Here is an 18,563-nt window from a genome sequence, read left to right on the forward strand (position 1 = left end):
TTAAAATGACGACAATTAATACAAAACAAGTGATAATGGGCGTGGATCCCGGGACCAACTTGTTAGGTTATAGTGTAATTCACAGTGATAAAAATACTATGAATATTCTCATAAACGGAGTTCTTGATTTGAAGAAGACAGAAGATCATTTTCAAAAGTTGCGTCTTATTTATGATAGACTACATTCTATTATTGAAGCTTACAATCCTACAGTACTTGCAATTGAATCACCATTTTTTGGTAAGAATGTACAATCCATGCTAAAACTTGGTCGGGCTCAAGGTGCAGCAATACTTGTTGCAGCACATTTTGACATGGAAATAATTGAATATAGTCCAAGACGCATAAAACAAGCAATTACCGGAAAAGGAAATGCATCTAAAGAACAAGTAGCATTAATGCTAAAAAGTATTTTTGCATTAGAATCTATTCCAAAATATATGGATGAATCAGATGCACTAGCTGCCGCTGCTTGCCACCATTACAGTAATAGGGTTATTCAAACAACGAAGATTACAAAACACAAAAAAGGAAATTCCTGGACAGAATTTATTAAATCAAATCCTGATAAAATCCAAGGCTAATTTTTACAAAAAGGATTTTATTTTTTCTGCAATATTGGTGAGTTCTTGTTGAGTCATTTTCAATTTTGGTTTACTGAAATTTATATCATCCATGGTTTGTAAAGGAATAAGATGAATGTGCGCATGTGGCACTTCTAAACCTATTACTGCAATACCAATACGCTGACAAGGAATTGCTCTTTCCATGGCTGAGGCTACCTTTTTAGCAAATGGTAATGCTGCACTGAGTAATTGATTATCTAAATCAAATATATAATCCATTTCTATTTTGGGAACCACTAGTGTATGCCCCGAAGCCAATGGCATAATATCAAGGAAGGCATAAAAATTCTCATCTTCCAATATTTTAAATCCCGGAATTTCGCCTGCAATAATTTTACTGAAAATACTTGACATGTTTAAATAGTTATATCCAGAATTTTTAATTCAAGTTCACCTGCCGGAATTGTAATTGTAACAACATCTCCTATTACGTGTCCTAATAATCCCTTTCCAATTGGAGATGTTACAGAGATTTTATTCGCTTTAAAATCAGCTTCTTTTTCAGCTACAAGCTTATATTGGATTTCTTTATTCATTTTAGTATGGAGTACTTTAACTTTGGTAAGCACGGCAACTTTAGAAGTATCAATTTTTGATTCATCCATAATTCGGGCATTGCCAAGCAGTTCATCCAATTTTGCAATCTTTAATTCCATCAATCCTTGAGCTTCTTTTGCAGCGTCGTATTCGGCATTTTCAGAGAGGTCTCCTTTTTCTCTTGCTTCTTTAATTTGTTTTGTTATCTCTTTTCTGCCTTTGGACTTTAATTGCTGAATTTCAGCAACTAAATTGTCGTATCCTTCTTGAGTTAAGTATGTTATATCAGCCATGGTATTTCGCTTTTTTAGTAAAAAAAAGAAACGCCTCCTTGCGGAAACGTTTCAACAAAATTAAATAAAATAAATACTAGATACTTAATCTAATTCCAAATGAATGTGTACCATCATAAGGGTTAGAAGATCTGTAAGAATAGCTTATAGAAAGCATATTAGAAGAAGAGTTTGCAAATGCGGTTTGGAATGTCACACCTGCAGCTAAGCCAGTATGTGCTGTTGTTCTTTCATCAGCATTTGATGAAAGCATTCCATCTTCATATCTGTATCCTGCACGAAGTAAAAACATTTCGGTATTTTTTACTTTTAATCCATATTCTAATCCTAATCCAAACTGATCCTTACTGAATGAATTAGAAATGAAAGTACCAACAGCAGTTAACCTATTAGTTGTTCCAAAATAAAAGTCATAAGATAAACCAATAGAGAGTGAAGAAGGTAATTCAAAATATTCTGTAGGGAATCCAACTGTAGCTGTATAAGTTCCTTCGGGAACATTACCTCTAAAAGTTATACCATCGCCACCATAACGCATAGGGCTGCCGATATTTTTAAGAGTAACCCCCATTTTCATTTGCTCTGGATGTTCTTCAGGTCCTGTGATATATTGAATACCAACATCCAATGCTACACCAAATGCCTTTAAATCAGAAATATTTTCAGAAATACCCCTAATTGTAAGTCCGCCGCTCAAATAATCTGCAAATTTCCTGGAATAGGATAACGCAAAATTCGATAACCTGGGTCTAAACGTAGCACCAGTTCCTTCAGGTGAGGCTGTAGTAGTAACCGGGATATCACCAAGATTAAAATTGACAAGTGATAATCCGATTGCACCTTCTCCAACCTTTTGTGCAATACCAAAGGAATTAATGCTAATATCAGAACCTACTAACCATTCTGTTCTAGAAAAAGTCATATCTGTTCTATTGATAAAAGTTAGACCAGCAACATTCACATTCATAGACTCTAATCCTTGAATTGATGCCACATTTAAGCCATACCAACCTGAACTTTGGGCCCAAGGGTTTATCAATATCTCTGAAGCCCCTGATTGTCCAGCTCTATCTGGGTTACCGGCTATAACCTTACCTGCCAATGCAAGTAACACAACAAAAACTTTTACTTTTAAAAATCCTCTCATTTATATAAGTTTTAGAAGGTATCAAGATCAATAGGACGCATAGCGCCAAACCATTTAACAGTACGTTCACCAAGTTCTCCGGCATCTATATGAATTAGATAAACTCCACTAGCTACCATCACACCTTTTGCATTTTTTAAATCCCATTCAAGTGAAGTATCCAGATTATCTGACTTAGTCGTTAGGACTCCTCCCGAAGAAACTTCACCCGAAACGGCTCGTGAAAATTTCCGTACAAGAGTGCCATCCATAGAGAAGATACTTATGGTGCAATTACTTGGTAAATTAGTAATTTTTATTCTGTAGTCAACAGGACTGGTTTCATAACTGGAATAAGCATAATATGGATTAGGAACAACGTTAATTAAATCCAAAGCGCTTTCGGCTTTAGCTGTATTCCCAACAGTAGCAGCCAAATTCTTAGTACTGAAATTATATAAAGGGAACCCAGCGTTTTCACCATTCACCTCATTATTTACATATCTGCGTGTTACTCTTATTTTCAATTTAGATTCTGTTGGAATCAATCCATCTTGAAGAGATAACATTGAAACTCCGGGAGCCGCCATTGGTCTTCCAATCCAAACCACATTTTTCCAGACTTCACGCACAGTTGTAGTTGAAGGTGGTGTTCCTCCTACAAAGGATAATGAATCCCTCCAGGTTTTACCTCCGTCGTAAGGAATACGTGTAACATATATATTGTGCTTACCTCCTAATATAACATCCAATCCACTTTCTCCAAAATATTTATCAGTTGGATTAAATAACATATCATCTGAGTTGCCATCAACGTTCACAAATGGATCCTCTCCAAAGAAAATATTAACCCTTTGGCCAGTTTCTACATTTATTGCATATCCAGGGAACCAACTCCTACCAATTTCACCCGCCACTTCATTACCAAATTGATCAATTGAAGGTTTCTGACGGAGATCCATTTTATTTTCTCCATATAAATTTGTAAACGTTCCTTCACCTGTATTTACCACTATACATTGAGACCATTTAGATCTATCACTTGTAAACACAATGTCAATACCATTTAAGCTGCTCAACTTCTGCTGAGGTAAGGAGATTGTTAAGCCAATAATTTGACGAAGTGGCATGTATAATATTCCAGTGGATTCATTATTATATCGGGTTAGACCCATAGGTCCGATTGTACCACCGAAAATTGATTCATAAACTTCATTATCATCTACTCCTGGTATATCTGTTTCATCTACACCAGATCTTAACCAATTTAACAAAGGAGAACCATTTACATTTGGAACACCTGATAACCAAGGCATATTTACATTTTCGTATTCGATATTCCAACCAATTAAACCATTATTAGCTTCCCATTCAACTCCTGCAACTGCTGGGTTTGGTCCTGGTGGATAAACACCCTTAATAGTTACAGCAAGTCCCCAGTCAGGAATAATTTGTTCGTTTTTAAATCCAATAGGGAAATCAGATTTTACCGATTCACCTGAAGTTAAATTTGTAATTACCCACCAGGTAGAATCATAATTCATTGCATATCCTGAAGGCGCTCCTGAAGCAGCTAATGAAGAATCATATAACATTACCTGAAAATCAGCCGCAGGTACTCTAACAGGGTCATAAACTGCAACATCAATTGGTGCATGTCTACCTTCGTAAACCGGCATAGCAATAGAGCCATTTGCTAAAATTTCATCTACGGTGGTGGTTGTTAGCTCCAGAAAATTACCTCCATTACCTAAACCTTCTACCATTGTAATGTCCGGTCCGTCACCATATTGTGCATTAAGTATTGTACCTCCTGCTTGTGGATCGGTTTTATGTGGAATTCCAACGTACAATTTTATATTATTTCTTCCTTCCAAATATGGTCTCTTCTGAGAATTTGGATCAACAGGATCATATTCTTTAAATTCGTTATAAGCATAAGCCACTACTGAAAAATAATACTTTTTATAATTTACAATTTTAGTATTGCCTGATGCAAATGCATCATCTGTTATTCTAAAAGTGTGAAAGATGCCATCATTATTACCATCTACTTGCAATACGGGGACATCTGCTCCTAATATAGGATCATATGTAAAGTTCACCAGCTTAACTACATCATCTTCAAGATCACACTGGAAAATCAATCGTGCTTTTGCAGGATCATTATATTCTGAACTAGAAACTTGACCATTGACAAGTTGATATATCTTATACCCCTGAAAATTATAAGTAGAGTCTGAAATTGTAGGATCTTCATCAATTATACTTTTAATAATTGGATCAGTTTCTTCATAAGATTCTCCCTTATTATTTGAATTTTGTCCGTTGGTAATTGAAAGAATTAATTCCTTGTCCAATTCTCTTATCGACATATCCGGTGCATCAGGACCACTGATTAATTCAAAATCATTATCAAATAATGCTTGAGCTTTTTGATCAGCAAGGGATATTGCATCGAATGTAGTTTGACATCCTCCGGAAATTGGAGGTCTCACCCATAGTGCACCAATCACAATTTCATTTGTAGCGCCCGGTTCCAATCTAAATGGACCAGAGGAAATAATAAATCTTCTGTCAGCCGGTGGATTACCCTCAGTACACTCGCTCCATCCTAAAGGATCGCCTGGATCACTAGGGAACATAAATGCATTTGACTCTGTGCCACCGTAGCCATTACCACCATAGGTAAATGGAGAACCATCTTTCCAGCTTCCTGAAAGATATCCATAATAATGGGCTGCCACTTCAGGGTTTCCTATTGTTGACCAGTCATTATTATAATAAAGGAAACCTGCCATACCCAAACGAACACTATCCGAAATAGATCCGCCATCATAGGTATATTTTATGGGTCCCTGAAAAAAGTCTGTACCAAATAAAGGAGGGTTGGCACCGTATGCTGCTAAGTCAGGTCCATCAACGGCATCGCCATTATATGTAAGACCTAAAGAAAGAGCTGTATCACAACCTACCCAGTCATCCCAAGCATATCCTAAATCAGAATCAACCCAATAACCCATGAACACTGAATCAAGAGCCGAAGTAGCATAATTAATTACATTATATCTGTAAAAGGTCATGTCGTTAATCTCATCATTAGTACTGAATGCAAATGCAGTTGCTTGAATTTCAACACCAATAGCATCTCCACCGGATTCTGTATGGATATTTCCCTTATCATTATAAACCCAGAAGATTGCCTGATCTCCATCTACATCGGGATATTCACCAAAGTTTGGTTCATACTGCCCATTAAAATTTAAATCAACAAATGGAGCAAGTGGTTTATTAATCACCAAAACATCGGTAGCAGATTTACCTTTGGCATTAGCATTGCCAAGGGCTGGCCATTCCCAAATTACTCTAAATGTAGGTGAAAATGTAAGAGGTGTCGCATCAGAACCTCCAAGATTTATAAAGCTATCAATCAAACTGGCATTTACTTTCCAATGTCTGTCGTAGGCATTACACACCACATCATCTACAGTACCTAAGTTATTCAAAGGCCCAGGCCAAAAATCATTACCGTTCTGCCGATAGGTTTGAGCAGCAATTTTCAATTGCCCTCCGGCGTCAATACCACCAATCCAAAGTGCGCCGGCAAAGGTGGAACTCACTTCAATATCAGGAGGGTATACCTTAGGTACCACATATTTACCATCAGTTAAATTCCACCAAAAGTCACCTGCACCCAATAAACGAGCCCGTACATTATTAATGTCTAACTCAATTTGAGCGGTGGCATCATTACATGCTGCGGATAGCCTGCCATAGTTTTGAGCATTTCTTCCTGAAATACCTATGTTCTCTTTTGCTTGCGATGTAAAAACTACAGTTGCCAGTAAAATAGAAGTGAAAATTATTTTTTTGTTCAACATATATAATTGCTTTAAACTATTTTTTTAAAAATCAAATGATAACCCAATCCTAATTCTTCTAGGAATGCTATAATTATCAGGATTTTGCATTCTTGCTGTATATAAATCAGTAAATGACGCAGCATTCACCTGACCTTCAATGGTTTCAGCACCATAAGCAGAACTCAAATATCCATCATCTAATGGATTTCCGGTATATCCATAAACCGCTAAGATATTTTCTGTGTTAAACAAATTCTGAATCCATAAATACACATTCATGTTAACCATGCGTTCTTTTGATTCTTTACCCACTGAAAAACCCCAAGATTTATCTAATTTCATATCTGCACGAAAATGCCATGGCAATCTAGATCCATTTACTGTTCCATCAAGGTTTGTATTTCGATCATCACCAAATTGAGTAGCTGTTGGATTGCTTTGACGAGTGTATGGTTCACCAGAACGAGCATTGAATGTCATGTTTAATCCAATATTATTCATCCAAGTTGGCTGACCTCCCATTGGATTATCAAAACGATAATCCATTACCACTTTAATATTATGACGTGAATCATAGTTTAAAGGAATTATTGCTCTAAGGTTTGGTTGACCGGAACCCACAAGATTAAGTTGTGATGTTGCACTTGAACCTGTTCCATCTGCAAATTGTAAGGTATAGCTGGTAGATATTTTTAAATTTCTCGTCCTGCGTGCAATATCATATGCAATGGAAATACCTTTAACTGTTCCAAAATCTATATTACCATAGGTAGTATATTGAACTGGTACGGCATAAGGTACGCTGATAATTTGAACCATATCTCTGAGTTCTCTATAAAAAGCTGAGATTTTCAGAACGGATGATTCATTTAATTGCTGTTGGAAGCCAATTTGATAATCAATAGTTTTCTCTGGTTTTAAATCCGGATTATCGAATACATTATTTACATTTTCCTGAAAGTAATAATAATCATAAGCGGTAGCAGAGGTTCCGGTAGGTGGTCTTTGTGTTAATATATCATAATGGGCGAAGAACAAGGCTTCTCTATTCGTTTCTTTTGATATAGGGAAAGAGAATGCAATTCTCGGCATAACTGAAACTTGAGGTTTATAATCTTCAAAAGAGGTACTTGGATCAAAATTCTCACTCTTTATATCTGTAGATGGATCCACCAGATAAGGAGTAATTGTACCAGTAGATGAACTCAAAGCAATAGTTCTTGGATCTGTAATTTCCTCTCCACTTGAATTATACCAAGTATCCTCATCCCGATATCCTAAAATTTGAGTAGGATTATTATAATCATCTACATAGACTGCATAATCACTTCCAATATTTCCAGGATGCGCACCATTTGGATTTAAAGCGGGATCCACTTCATTTACAGAATAAATTTCATATAATGAATATTTATCTTTTAACACACTGCGGTTTGCATCATATCTGTCAACACGAACTCCCACACGGAAAATGATATCGTTAAAATTGAAGCGATCTTGAATATAACCTGCTGTATAAACCGGACGGAAAGCACCAATTGGTCTAGTCTTAATTCCATCTTCGTTTTCGGCAGTCCAGAAATCATTAAAAGAAGGTTGAGTTGTTAATCTGTTTCCAAGAATATCATAACCATTGTAAAAAACAAATGCATTACCATTATTTAATAATTCATCTGCACTAAACAAGTCTAAAGAAAACACATCAACTGGAAGATTATCAATATTAAGATAATCCTGATCACTCACATTATATCCCAGTTCATTCAATTTCTCTCTTAATTGTTGATCAAAATAGGTTTGATCTTCCGCCACAAATAATCTATCGTAACGAATTGTATCAAATTCACCAAAGTCCAAACCTGAATCCAAATATTCCTGATAGGAATATTCTTGTCCGTCAATTACTAAAATAGGATTATCGGTATCCAAATTTGTAATATGGCGATTTGCTAATTGGCGAGATAAGGTCCATAAACCAATTGGAGTAACTTGATATAAACGTTGTACTTGTTGTTGGAATTCAAATCCAAATTCAATGGAGTGCTTAGAAACGTTAGATGATTTCTTCCTGCTCTTCAAATCTATTGCTGCATTAAAGGTTAAACCATATTGATCATTATTTTGCTTGAAATAATTACTATAAGGCACCCCTGCATTCCACCACATTCCATACACATTGGTTCCTTGTACATATGCATCTCCATTTAGTAACCCACCACCTAATTGAATATCAAACAAACTGCGTGGATCAAATAAACTTTCATTGTAATACTGAGTAGTATAGGTGCTTAATTCTGGGTTAAGAGTTCCCGGAGTATATTCAACAAGTGTATCGGCATAACCTGCAAGGAGCCAACCGTTCAGACCAGTTGTTGGATCAGCTCCATATCCGTAAACTGGAGCTCTCAAAGTATTAAATTCACCTACATATCCATAATTAAATGGATTCATACCATGAGTTTCGTCTTGTGTGGTTCCATAATACTTGGTATAGTCTACTTGAATATTATAGAATGCATTTCCAACTATACTTTCTTTTTCACCATCTGCTCCTTTCTTTTCAGGAAAACGTTGGGTAAATCTCAAAAATCCACGATAAGTATTTTGGTCTGAAATAGGATTATTCTCTGAATTAAAAAGCGCAAAACTTCTTACATAATTATTTGCATCAAATCCTCTCCAGGTCAATCCGAGCTGAAGATTAGTTGTTTGACTTAGTTTATAATCAAAACGTGTGGAGAGTGAGATACCTCCTGAATTCACATTCTGCTTATATGCAACATCCTCCATATCATCAAATGTTATGAATTCAGAGCTTTTATTAAATCCTGCTCCAGAAACTGCCGGCTTAAGTGGATTTGCAATAAGATCATTCATTATATCGTCTTGGATTTTATAATTGCCAATTGCTGAAGGGTCTGAGTCTTTTTCCCATTCGCCTTCTGCAGCTATAAAAAATCCGAACTTGGCTACTTCATTATCCTTTCCCTTGTTTTGGGTAATGATAGGACCAGTAAGAAATACAGAAGCAAGATTATAATTATAAGGGTCTAAAAATGTAGATGTAGCTACTTCAGCACTACCATTATAAACTTTGGAAGGTCCTCTAGTTGTAATTGCAATAAATCCACCAGTGGCGTCTCCGTACTTTGGATCTACACCACCGGTAATTACTTGTAATTGTTCAATAGCATCCTGTGGTAATTTTAAAGAGCCTGATACCCTTACACCGTCAATAACATATTCAGTTGCATCACCTCTGGAACCCTTAATGCTTAAGCCACCACCTTCATCACTTTGATAAACACCTTCTTTTGTGGCAGCAATAGAAGTTACATTCCTGGTAGCAATTTGTTGTATATCCTCCTTTGTTACAACGCCTCCTGTAGAAGTATTTCCTTTATCTACTAAAGGTGCTTCATATTGGATCACTATTTCATCAAGTGTTGTTCCCTCATTTAGGATTATATCTTTAAGAAAAACAATACCTGAAGAAACCACGATATTGGTTACTCGATATTTATTACCTTGATAGGAAGCTTCCACATCATAAGTACCCGGACTTAAGCCCGGAATAGAATAATTCCCGTCAAAATCAGTAACAGCACCTGTTTCCAATACGCCATTCTTAAAAACAGCCACATTCGCAAATGGAATTCCTTCACCCTTTGGATCAAGTACCTTTCCTTGTATTTCACCGTTTTGAGCAAAGGCCGTAGTTGCAACAAATATTAGTAGAGTAAATACGTATAAGAATTTATTCATACACCGAAGTTTTAAAAATTGTTAAGATGCCGTAAAAATATATAAATATTTATAAACAAAAATACCAACTTGAAAAAAAACTCCAGTCAGCCCGCAGTCATAATAAAATAAGGACTTTGTCAGAAAATTATTTTAAAAAAAATCGAATTTTCTCCATTAAAATTTTAGTTAATTTAACTTTTGACTCAAAAGTCCAGCCTGCAATATGCGGAGTCATCAACACGTTGCTCATGCTTGATAACGTATCAAATACTTTTTTTTCTTCAGTATTTAACACATAATATCTCTCATTTTCAAACACATCCAGTGCCGCTCCCAAAATCTTTCCTGAGTTGAGTCCATGTATCATTTCACTAGTTTTTATTACTCCCCCTCTTGAAGTATTAATCAGATAAAATGGTTTTGCAGCTAAATCAATCATTTCCCTATTCATCATAAATTTAGTTTCAACATTCAGCGGCAAGTGAAAACTTAAAATATCTGATTGCTCAATTATCATATTATAATCCACTTCCTTTACATAAGTATTCCCAAAACCAGATTTATATTTATCAAAAGCAAGAATATTACATTCGAATCCACTTAGTTTTTTTGCAAATGCACTTCCTGTATAGCCAAAACCTATGATACCTATAGTTTTCCCAGATATTTCTACACCTCTGTTTTCTTCTCTTTTCCAAATACCATTTCTTATTTCTGCATCCGCTCTACTAATATTATTCAATAAACAAAGCAACATCCCCAAAGCATGTTCAGCCACTGCATTTGCATTCCCTTCAGGCGAACTGAATACTCCTATATTTCTTTCTTTAGCATATGTAATATCAATATGCTCCATGCCTGAACCAACACGACCAATAAATTTTAATTGTTGTCCGCAATCTATCAGATTTTTATCTACCCTGATTTTTGTATTTACGATTATACCTGAATAATCTGCAATTATTTTTTCAGTTTGATCATAAGTAATGCTTGGAAAATAATCTACTTCAAAATTTATTGATTGAAACTCTTCAATCATTATAGGATGCACATCATCCGTAATTAAAACTTTACTCATGCTGTAATTCTAAAGTGAACTGAATATAATCTTCCACACTCAGTTGCTCTGCCCGTAAATGTTCCCAATCATGTTTTTTCAATATTTCAAGAGCACCTTCTACGCTTGCTAATGCATTACTCAATTTTTTTCGGCGCTGATTAAATGCTGTTTTTACAATCGTTCGTAAAAGAGATTCATTCCACATCTCAGTTTGATTTTTTCGTTGCAATCTTATAACAGCAGAATGCACTTTGGGTGGGGGAGAAAATTTATCGGGAGTTACTTCAAAAAGATATTCGGTGGTATAATACGCCTGGGTTAAAACACATATCACCCCATAATCTTTATTGCCATGTTTTGCAGTAATGCGCTTTGCCATTTCCCTTTGAAACATGCCCACAGCCAATACAACAACATCCTTATATTTGAGAAGATGAAAAACAATTTGAGATGAAATATTGTAAGGGAAATTTCCTATTAAATAAATATTTTTTGATCTCAATGTATATAAATCAAGCCTTAAAAAATCTCCTGCTAATATTTTATTTTGTTCCAATTGCCATTGTGTAGAAGCAAGCTTTAAAATACGGTCATCAATTTCAGAAATATAAAATTGATCGGGATATTTTTTTATAAGAAACTTTGTTAGCACACCTAAGCCTGGGCCAATTTCAATAACTTTTCCATCTGTCAAAACAGGTTGCAAAGCTTCTACGATTTGCAAAGCAATTTGATCATCATTTAAAAAATGTTGACCGAGTGATTTTTTCGTTTTAAAGCGATTCAAGTTAAAAGGATGTGTTGCAACGAAAGTGCTTATTTTTGCTGATACATTAAAATGAATAATAAATTATGTCTGCAGAAAAGATAAAAGTAGGTTTTTCAATTGGTGATATAAATGGTATCGGGCCGGAAATAATTGTGCGGGCATTGGAAGATCACCGTATATTAAAATTATGTACTCCAGTTATATATGCTTCAAATAGATTGATATCCTATTTCAAAAAAAATATGAATGCAGAGGGATTTAATTATTCCTCGTGCAATAGTGCCGCTGAAGCAAATCCAAAAACAATAAATATTATCAATTGTATTGTAGATGATATCCAGATCCAAACGGGTGAAATAAATAAATCCGGAGCACGTGCAGCATATATTTCTTTGGATGCTGCTGTAAATGATCTTATAGCTGGCGAGATTCAGGCATTGGTAACTGCTCCCATTCATAAGCAAAATATGCAACAAGAAGGATTTCAGTTTAATGGGCATACCGGCTATTTAACACATCGTTGCAATGCCACCGAAAGTTTAATGATACTTACCGCAAATGAAATTCGTATTGCCCTGGTAACTGAACATTTGCCAATAAAGGAGGTTGCTTCCATTATTACAAAAGAGCGTATCGTTAGCAAATTGCAATTATTAAATAATACATTGCGACAAGACTTTGGAATAGATAAACCTACAATTGCGGTATTAGGGTTAAACCCTCACTCCGGAGATAATGGATTAATTGGAATGGAAGAAACAGAGATAATAATTCCAGCAATTGAAGCAATTCAAAAACAAGGAATACTTGCGGTTGGGCCATTTTCTGCTGACGGATTCTTTGGCAATAATGCATATCGAAAATTCGATGCAATCCTTGCCATGTATCACGATCAGGGTCTTATTCCATTTAAAACCCTCGCCTTTGAAGAAGGAGTAAACTTTACTGCGGGATTGCCTGTGATAAGAACATCCCCAGACCACGGAACCGCCTTTGATATAGCAGGTAAAGATTTAGCAGATCATTCCTCATTACTCGCAGCAATATTTACAGCAATAGATATCTGGCAGCAACGCTCCAATTTTAAAGAAAACAGAAGTAATCCCCTCAAAAGAAATTTATTAGAAGCAGAATAATAGAGCGCTAACTTTTTTAAGATTAATCATTTGTATTACCTTTGTGGGCTTTTATCAATAGAGGTGAAGGATCTGAGGGAATATCGCATACCTTTTATAGGGTTGAAAAATGGACTGCATCACTTTAATTATGAGGTAGATGATTCTTTTTTTTCTCATTTCCCTGCGAGCCAGATAAGTGAAGCGAAGATATTTGTGGATCTTAGATTTGATAAAAAAGATAGATTGTTCATTCTCAACTTTGATATTTCAGGCTCTGTAAAAAGTGTTTGTGATTTATGTGGACAGGATTTTATTCTTCCTATTCACGGCACACATACACAATATATTAAGATGGGAGAAGAACCGGTTGAAATAACAATTGGTAATGAGGATGTAGTTTGGATTTCTGAAGGTGAAAGTATTTTAGATGTCTCAGAACTTTTATATGAGTTCATTCATTTAAGTTTGCCGATGCAAAAGATTCATCCTGATAAACCAGATGGCAATCCGGGATGTGATCCTGAGATATTAAAATTATTACAAAACAGTAAAGCGGAAGCGGATCACACAGATCCTCGTTGGGCTGCTTTAAAACATATTCAAAAAGACTAAAAAATAGAATTATGCCTAATCCTAAACGTCGCCATTCAAAGACAAGGACCAGAGAACGCAGAACACATCATAAGTTGGAAATGCCTCATGTGATGGCTTGCCCTAATTGTGGATCACCTGTATTGCGTCACCGTGTTTGCGGAGAGTGTGGTAATTACCGTGGCAAAGTAGCCATTGATAAAAGCAACCAATCCTAAGCAGCCTAATAAGCAATGAATAAACCAAACGCAGCCATTACCGGCGTGCATGGCTGGGTTCCTGAATACCGGCTCACCAACCAGGAATTAGAAAAACTGGTGGATACTACGGATGAGTGGATCATGACCCGTACGGGAATTAAAGAAAGACGCATTCTTAAAGGTGAAGGCTTAGCCACATCGGATATGGTGGTGGAAGCCGTTAAAGGTTTGCTTGAAAAAACTGGCAATACTGTCAAGGATATTGATATGCTGATTGTGGCTACCACCACTCCCGACATGACCTTTCCTGCTACTGCGAATATTGCCTGCGACAAACTGGGAACAAATCATATTTTAAGCTTTGATATTAGCGCTGCATGTAGCGGATTTTTATTTGCATTGACTACGGGTTCAAAATTTATTGAGACCGGAACCTACAAAAAAGTAGTTGTTGTTGGCGCAGATAAAATGAGCTCTATCATTGATTATTCCGATCGTGCTACATGTGTAATATTTGGTGATGGTGCCGGGGCAGTGTTATTGGAACCTAATTATGATGAATTCGGAGTTGTTGATTCAGTTTTAAAATCTGATGGCTCTGGAAGATTTTTCCTACACCAAAAAGCAGGTGGTTCATTGAAACCGGCTACTTATGAAACGGTTGACAACAACGAACATAAAGTATATCAGGAAGGCAAAACTGTTTTCAAATTTGCCGTGAAAAATATGGCTGATGTGGCGGAGGAAATAATGCGGCGCAACAACTTAACCAGTGAGGATATTGCTTTTCTTGTTCCCCATCAGGCAAATAAACGTATTATTGATGCAACCGCTGAGCGCATGGGTATTCCGCAGGAAAAAGTAATGATTAATATCGAAAAATATGGCAATACTACAGCAGGTACTTTGCCTATATGTTTGTGGGAATGGGAGAATAAATTAAATAAAGGTGATAATATAATTCTTGCCGCTTTTGGTGGCGGATTTACATGGGGCGCCACTTATATTAAGTGGGCATACAATTCAAAGAAATAATTTTTTATGGGAACAACTGCAGATTTTAGAAATGGCTTATGCATCGAAATGAATAATGATATTTGGCAAGTAGTAGAATTTCTACACGTAAAGCCGGGTAAAGGAAATGCATTTGTTAGAAGCAAATTAAAAAGCTTAACAACAGGTAAAGTGTTAGAAAATACTTTTTCTTCAGGGACGAATCTTGATATTGTAAGAGTTGAACGCCGTACTTGCCAATATCTATATTCAGATGAATATGGTATGACCTTCATGAATGTCGAAACTTTTGAGCAGGTAACTTTAAATAATGAAATGGTGGATGGACGTCAATTTATAAAAGAAGGTCAAGAGGTAGATATTTTATTCCATGCTGAAAATGAAAAACCTTTGCTTTGCGAACTTCCTGCACATATCGTTTTAGCAATTACATTTGCAGAGCCGGGTGTGAAAGGAAATACTGCAACAAATGCATATAAAAACGCTACTGTAGAAACGGGTGCTAACATTCAAGTGCCATTGTTTGTAGAAGAAGGTGATAAAATAAAAATAGATACCCGTACATTCGCTTATATGGAACGTGTAAAATAACTGATTATGGATTTTAAACAAATACAAGAACTCATTAGATTAGTTGGAAAAAATAATATTTCTGAACTGAGTATTGAAGAAGAAAATTTTAAAATAAAAATTAAAACAGTAGGTAATTCTCCTGTTTTGATGGAATCTCCTACTTATATGCAGGCACCTCCAGTTCAAGCTCCAGTTCAAATTGCATCACCTGTTGTTGAATCATCAAAGGACACTACCACAAAGTTATCCTCAGCAGAACAAACAGAATCTGTAAATGAAAAATTAATTATTATAAAATCACCGATTGTGGGCACATTCTATCGCTCATCTGGTCCGGATAAAGAAGTGTTTATCAATGTGGGTGATAATGTAAATGTGGGAAGCGTACTTTGTATTATTGAAGCGATGAAATTGTTTAATGAAATCGAATCAGAGTATAGCGGCACTATCGTAAAAATATTAGTGGATGATGCCACTCCGGTTGAATATGATCAACCACTTTTTCTAATTGATACCAAATAATTTTCCGAGAACCCGGAATTAATTATTCTCATTTTTACCCGAATAATTAAACGCATATAAATGTTTAAAAAAATTCTGATAGCAAACCGTGGAGAAATTGCCTTGCGCATTATTCGTACTGCAAAAGAAATGGGTGTAAAAACGGTTGCTGTGTATTCAACTGCCGATAAAGAAAGTTTACCCGTGCGATTTGCTGATGAAGCGGTGTGTATCGGACCACCTCCCAGTAAGGATAGTTATTTAAGCATTCCAAACATTATGGCTGCTGCTGAAATTACAAACGCTGATGCCATTCATCCCGGCTATGGGTTTTTAAGTGAGAATCAGGGATTTGCTGAAATATGTAAGCAATACGGTATAAAATTTATTGGTCCACAACCGGAACATATTCAAGTGATGGGCGATAAGATTACTGCTAAGGAAACCATGCGCAAAGCAGGTGTTCCTGTAGTTCCCGGAAGTGCAGGTTTGTTGGACAGTGTAAGTGATGCAAAAAAACAAGCAAAAAAAATCGGGTATCCTGTAATATTAAAAGCAACTGCTGGTGGTGGTGGAAAAGGAATGCGCATTGTTTGGAAAGAGAGTGAAATAGAAAATGCATACGCATCTGCAAGTGCTGAATCAAAAGCTTCTTTCAGCAATGATGCGTTGTACATGGAGAAATTTGTGGAAGAACCCCGACATATTGAAATACAAGTGGCCGGTGATCAATTTGGAAATGCTTGCCATCTCAGTGAAAGAGATTGTTCTATACAACGCAGACATCAAAAATTAGTAGAGGAAAGCCCTTCACCATTTGTGGATGAAGCAATGCGAGAACAAATGGGAGATATTGCAGTGAGAGCAGCAGAAAGTATTCAGTATGAAGGCGTAGGTACTATTGAATTTTTAGTGGATAAGCACCGCAATTTCTACTTCATGGAAATGAATACTCGTATTCAAGTGGAACATCCGGTTACGGAAGAAGTAGTGGATTACGATCTTATTAAAGAGCAAATAAAAATTGCCGCCGGTGAAAAAATATCTGGTAAAAATTATTATCCATTATTGCATGCAATGGAGTGCAGAATAAATGCTGAAGATCCTTCAAAAGGTTTTATGCCTTGTCCGGGAAAAATTATAAATTTTCATTCTCCTAAAGGTCATGGTGTGCGAGTGGATACTGCCGTGTATGCCGGTTATACAATTCCGCCGTATTATGATAGCATGATTGCGAAATTGATTTGCAAAGCGAGAACTCGTGATGAAGTAATTTTAAAAATGCAGCGGGCTTTAGATGAATTTATTGTAGAAGGAATTAAAACAACAATTCCTTTCCATAAAAAATTAATGCGTGATGAAAGATTCAGAGCAGGAAAATTTGATACTTCTTTTCTAAATAATTTTGATTTCAGTGATTTAGGAGATTGATAGGACTTTGTGCGGGGCGCCCCGGGGGGGCGGGGGGCCTTTTCCACTTTAAAAAAAAAAAAATTTTCCAAAAAATTAAAAGGGAGAAAAGGGGGGGGGCCCAACCCGGGGGGGGGGGGGGGGGGGGCGGGAAAAAAAAAAAAAAAAAAAAAAAAAGGGGGGGGGGCCCCCCCCTTCAACTTTTCAATCGCTGCATTAATATTTTCCTCCACATCTTCATTTGTATTTTCAGAAGGCACAAATGTATTTCCTGTTACCAATTCAAATAATTCAATATATCGTTCGCTGATATTCTGAACAATACTTTCAGTCATTTCCGGAACTGTTTGACCTTCTTTTCCCATAAAATTATTTTCTATCAGCCATTCTCTTACAAACTCTTTTGATAATTGTTTTTGTGGTTCTCCATTTTTTTGTCGTTCAGCATAACCTTCTTTATAAAAATATCTGGAAGAGTCTGGTGTATGAATTTCATCCATCAATAAAATGCGATCATCGGATTTTCCAAACTCATATTTTGTATCCACTAAAATAAGTCCACGCTCATTTGCCATGTGTGAACCTATTGCAAATAATTTTCTGGTGTATTCTTCTAACACTTTGTATTCTTCCTCACTTACTAATAGCGTTGCAATTATTTCTTCTCTTGAAATATCCTCATCATGCCCTTCTGATGCTTTAGTGGTAGGTGTAATTATTAGCTCAGGAAATGCATCATTCTCCTGCATATTTTCCGGCATTGCAACGCCACAAATAATCCGCTTCCCACTTTTATATTCACGCCATGCATGGCCACTTAAATAACCTCTAATCACCATCTCTACTTTATAGGGTTCACATTTTATTCCGATTGAAACTCGTGGGTCTGGAGTGCTGAGTAACCAATTAGGTATTTCATTTTTTGTCGCATTTAAAAAATAAGCGGCTATCTGATTTAATACTTGCCCTTTATAAGGAATTGGTTTTGGCAACACCACATCAAATGCAGAAATTCTATCGCTGGCTATCATTACCAAATATGTATCCTGAATAGTATATACATCCCGCACTTTCCCTTTATAAAATGCAGTTTGTCCTTTAAACTTATTGTTGATTATTTCTGCCGACATGCAAA

At 36.1% G+C, this 18,563-nt stretch carries 15 protein-coding genes and 1 pseudogene; 8 read left to right on the forward strand and 8 right to left on the reverse strand.

Annotation, left to right across the window (positions count from 1 at the left end):
* Window positions 1–5 precede the first annotated feature (5 nt).
* Entirely contained in the window at window positions 6–584 is a 579-nt protein-coding gene (ruvC, locus tag IPN31_02680; protein ID MBK8680811.1) for a crossover junction endodeoxyribonuclease RuvC, read from the forward strand.
* Window positions 585–587: 3 nt separating this feature from the next.
* On the opposite strand, the gene IPN31_02685 is transcribed toward ruvC, so the two are convergent.
* The 7 genes from IPN31_02685 to rsmA all read right to left on the reverse strand — a co-directional run bounded on the left by IPN31_02685 (window position 588) and on the right by rsmA (window position 12,039).
* Window positions 588–980, reverse strand: a complete 393-nt coding sequence (locus tag IPN31_02685; GenBank protein MBK8680812.1) for an HIT family protein — start codon at window positions 978–980, stop codon at window positions 588–590.
* A gap of 2 nt (window positions 981–982) precedes the next feature.
* Window positions 983–1,456: a transcription elongation factor GreA gene (gene greA / locus IPN31_02690; protein ID MBK8680813.1), complete on the reverse strand. Its 474-nt coding sequence runs from the start codon at window positions 1,454–1,456 to the stop codon at window positions 983–985.
* A 76-nt stretch (window positions 1,457–1,532) separates the two neighbouring features.
* Complete coding sequence (locus IPN31_02695; protein MBK8680814.1) at window positions 1,533–2,603, reverse strand: PorV/PorQ family protein; 1,071 nt, start codon at window positions 2,601–2,603, stop codon at window positions 1,533–1,535.
* Window positions 2,604–2,614: 11 nt separating this feature from the next.
* Window positions 2,615–6,463 carry a hypothetical protein gene (locus IPN31_02700; GenBank protein MBK8680815.1) on the reverse strand — a complete coding sequence of 1,283 codons (3,849 nt, stop codon included), beginning with the start codon at window positions 6,461–6,463 and terminating at the stop codon, window positions 2,615–2,617.
* Between the two features lie 24 nt (window positions 6,464–6,487).
* Window positions 6,488–10,210 (reverse strand): carboxypeptidase regulatory-like domain-containing protein, encoded by a 3,723-nt coding sequence (locus tag IPN31_02705; GenBank protein ID MBK8680816.1) that lies wholly within the window; start codon window positions 10,208–10,210, stop codon window positions 6,488–6,490.
* Between the two features lie 127 nt (window positions 10,211–10,337).
* Window positions 10,338–11,270 carry a phosphoglycerate dehydrogenase gene (locus IPN31_02710; protein MBK8680817.1) on the reverse strand — a complete coding sequence of 311 codons (933 nt, stop codon included), beginning with the start codon at window positions 11,268–11,270 and terminating at the stop codon, window positions 10,338–10,340.
* Entirely contained in the window at window positions 11,263–12,039 is a 777-nt protein-coding gene (gene rsmA, locus IPN31_02715; protein MBK8680818.1) for a ribosomal RNA small subunit methyltransferase A, read from the reverse strand. The genes IPN31_02710 and rsmA overlap by 8 nt, the downstream gene beginning before the upstream one ends.
* A gap of 65 nt (window positions 12,040–12,104) precedes the next feature.
* Between rsmA and pdxA the strand changes: the two genes are divergently transcribed.
* The 7 genes from pdxA to accC all read left to right on the forward strand — a co-directional run bounded on the left by pdxA (window position 12,105) and on the right by accC (window position 17,449).
* Window positions 12,105–13,157, forward strand: a complete 1,053-nt coding sequence (gene pdxA, locus IPN31_02720; GenBank protein MBK8680819.1) for a 4-hydroxythreonine-4-phosphate dehydrogenase PdxA — start codon at window positions 12,105–12,107, stop codon at window positions 13,155–13,157.
* Window positions 13,158–13,220: 63 nt separating this feature from the next.
* Complete coding sequence (locus IPN31_02725; GenBank protein MBK8680820.1) at window positions 13,221–13,751, forward strand: DUF177 domain-containing protein; 531 nt, start codon at window positions 13,221–13,223, stop codon at window positions 13,749–13,751.
* Window positions 13,752–13,762: 11 nt separating this feature from the next.
* On the forward strand, window positions 13,763–13,948 hold the full coding sequence (rpmF, locus tag IPN31_02730; protein MBK8680821.1) for a 50S ribosomal protein L32: 186 nt from the start codon (window positions 13,763–13,765) through the stop codon (window positions 13,946–13,948).
* A gap of 15 nt (window positions 13,949–13,963) precedes the next feature.
* The gene (locus IPN31_02735) at window positions 13,964–14,965 is read left to right on the forward strand and encodes a ketoacyl-ACP synthase III (protein MBK8680822.1); all 1,002 of its coding nucleotides are present in this window, start codon (window positions 13,964–13,966) and stop codon (window positions 14,963–14,965) included.
* 6 nt (window positions 14,966–14,971) lie between these two features.
* Window positions 14,972–15,535: an elongation factor P gene (gene efp, locus IPN31_02740; protein MBK8680823.1), complete on the forward strand. Its 564-nt coding sequence runs from the start codon at window positions 14,972–14,974 to the stop codon at window positions 15,533–15,535.
* A gap of 6 nt (window positions 15,536–15,541) precedes the next feature.
* Complete coding sequence (gene accB, locus IPN31_02745; protein MBK8680824.1) at window positions 15,542–16,039, forward strand: acetyl-CoA carboxylase biotin carboxyl carrier protein; 498 nt, start codon at window positions 15,542–15,544, stop codon at window positions 16,037–16,039.
* Window positions 16,040–16,099: 60 nt separating this feature from the next.
* Window positions 16,100–17,449, forward strand: coding sequence for an acetyl-CoA carboxylase biotin carboxylase subunit (accC, locus tag IPN31_02750; protein MBK8680825.1), 1,350 nt, complete (start codon window positions 16,100–16,102; stop codon window positions 17,447–17,449).
* A 176-nt stretch (window positions 17,450–17,625) separates the two neighbouring features.
* Here accC and IPN31_02755 read toward each other — a convergent pair.
* Window positions 17,626–18,558 (reverse strand): annotated as a pseudogene (locus IPN31_02755) (phosphoribosylaminoimidazolesuccinocarboxamide synthase).
* Window positions 18,559–18,563 lie beyond the last annotated feature (5 nt).

The sequence above is a fragment of the Bacteroidota bacterium genome (assembly GCA_016715425.1).
Taxonomy (GTDB): Bacteria; Bacteroidota; Bacteroidia; order Chitinophagales; family BACL12; genus JADKAC01.

What these genes read in the sequence shown, in the direction of transcription:
- ruvC (MBK8680811.1), top strand. Translation starts at nt 6, where the DNA reads ATGACGACAATTAATACAAAACAAGTGATAATGGGCGTGGATCCCGGG.
- IPN31_02685 (MBK8680812.1), bottom strand. Translation starts at nt 980, where the DNA reads ATGTCAAGTATTTTCAGTAAAATTATTGCAGGCGAAATTCCGGGATTT.
- greA (MBK8680813.1), bottom strand. Translation starts at nt 1,456, where the DNA reads ATGGCTGATATAACATACTTAACTCAAGAAGGATACGACAATTTAGTT.
- IPN31_02695 (MBK8680814.1), bottom strand. Translation starts at nt 2,603, where the DNA reads ATGAGAGGATTTTTAAAAGTAAAAGTTTTTGTTGTGTTACTTGCATTG.
- IPN31_02700 (MBK8680815.1), bottom strand. Translation starts at nt 6,463, where the DNA reads ATGTTGAACAAAAAAATAATTTTCACTTCTATTTTACTGGCAACTGTA.
- IPN31_02705 (MBK8680816.1), bottom strand. Translation starts at nt 10,210, where the DNA reads ATGAATAAATTCTTATACGTATTTACTCTACTAATATTTGTTGCAACT.
- IPN31_02710 (MBK8680817.1), bottom strand. Translation starts at nt 11,270, where the DNA reads ATGAGTAAAGTTTTAATTACGGATGATGTGCATCCTATAATGATTGAA.
- pdxA (MBK8680819.1), top strand. Translation starts at nt 12,105, where the DNA reads ATGTCTGCAGAAAAGATAAAAGTAGGTTTTTCAATTGGTGATATAAAT.
- rpmF (MBK8680821.1), top strand. Translation starts at nt 13,763, where the DNA reads ATGCCTAATCCTAAACGTCGCCATTCAAAGACAAGGACCAGAGAACGC.
- IPN31_02735 (MBK8680822.1), top strand. Translation starts at nt 13,964, where the DNA reads ATGAATAAACCAAACGCAGCCATTACCGGCGTGCATGGCTGGGTTCCT.
- efp (MBK8680823.1), top strand. Translation starts at nt 14,972, where the DNA reads ATGGGAACAACTGCAGATTTTAGAAATGGCTTATGCATCGAAATGAAT.
- accB (MBK8680824.1), top strand. Translation starts at nt 15,542, where the DNA reads ATGGATTTTAAACAAATACAAGAACTCATTAGATTAGTTGGAAAAAAT.
- accC (MBK8680825.1), top strand. Translation starts at nt 16,100, where the DNA reads ATGTTTAAAAAAATTCTGATAGCAAACCGTGGAGAAATTGCCTTGCGC.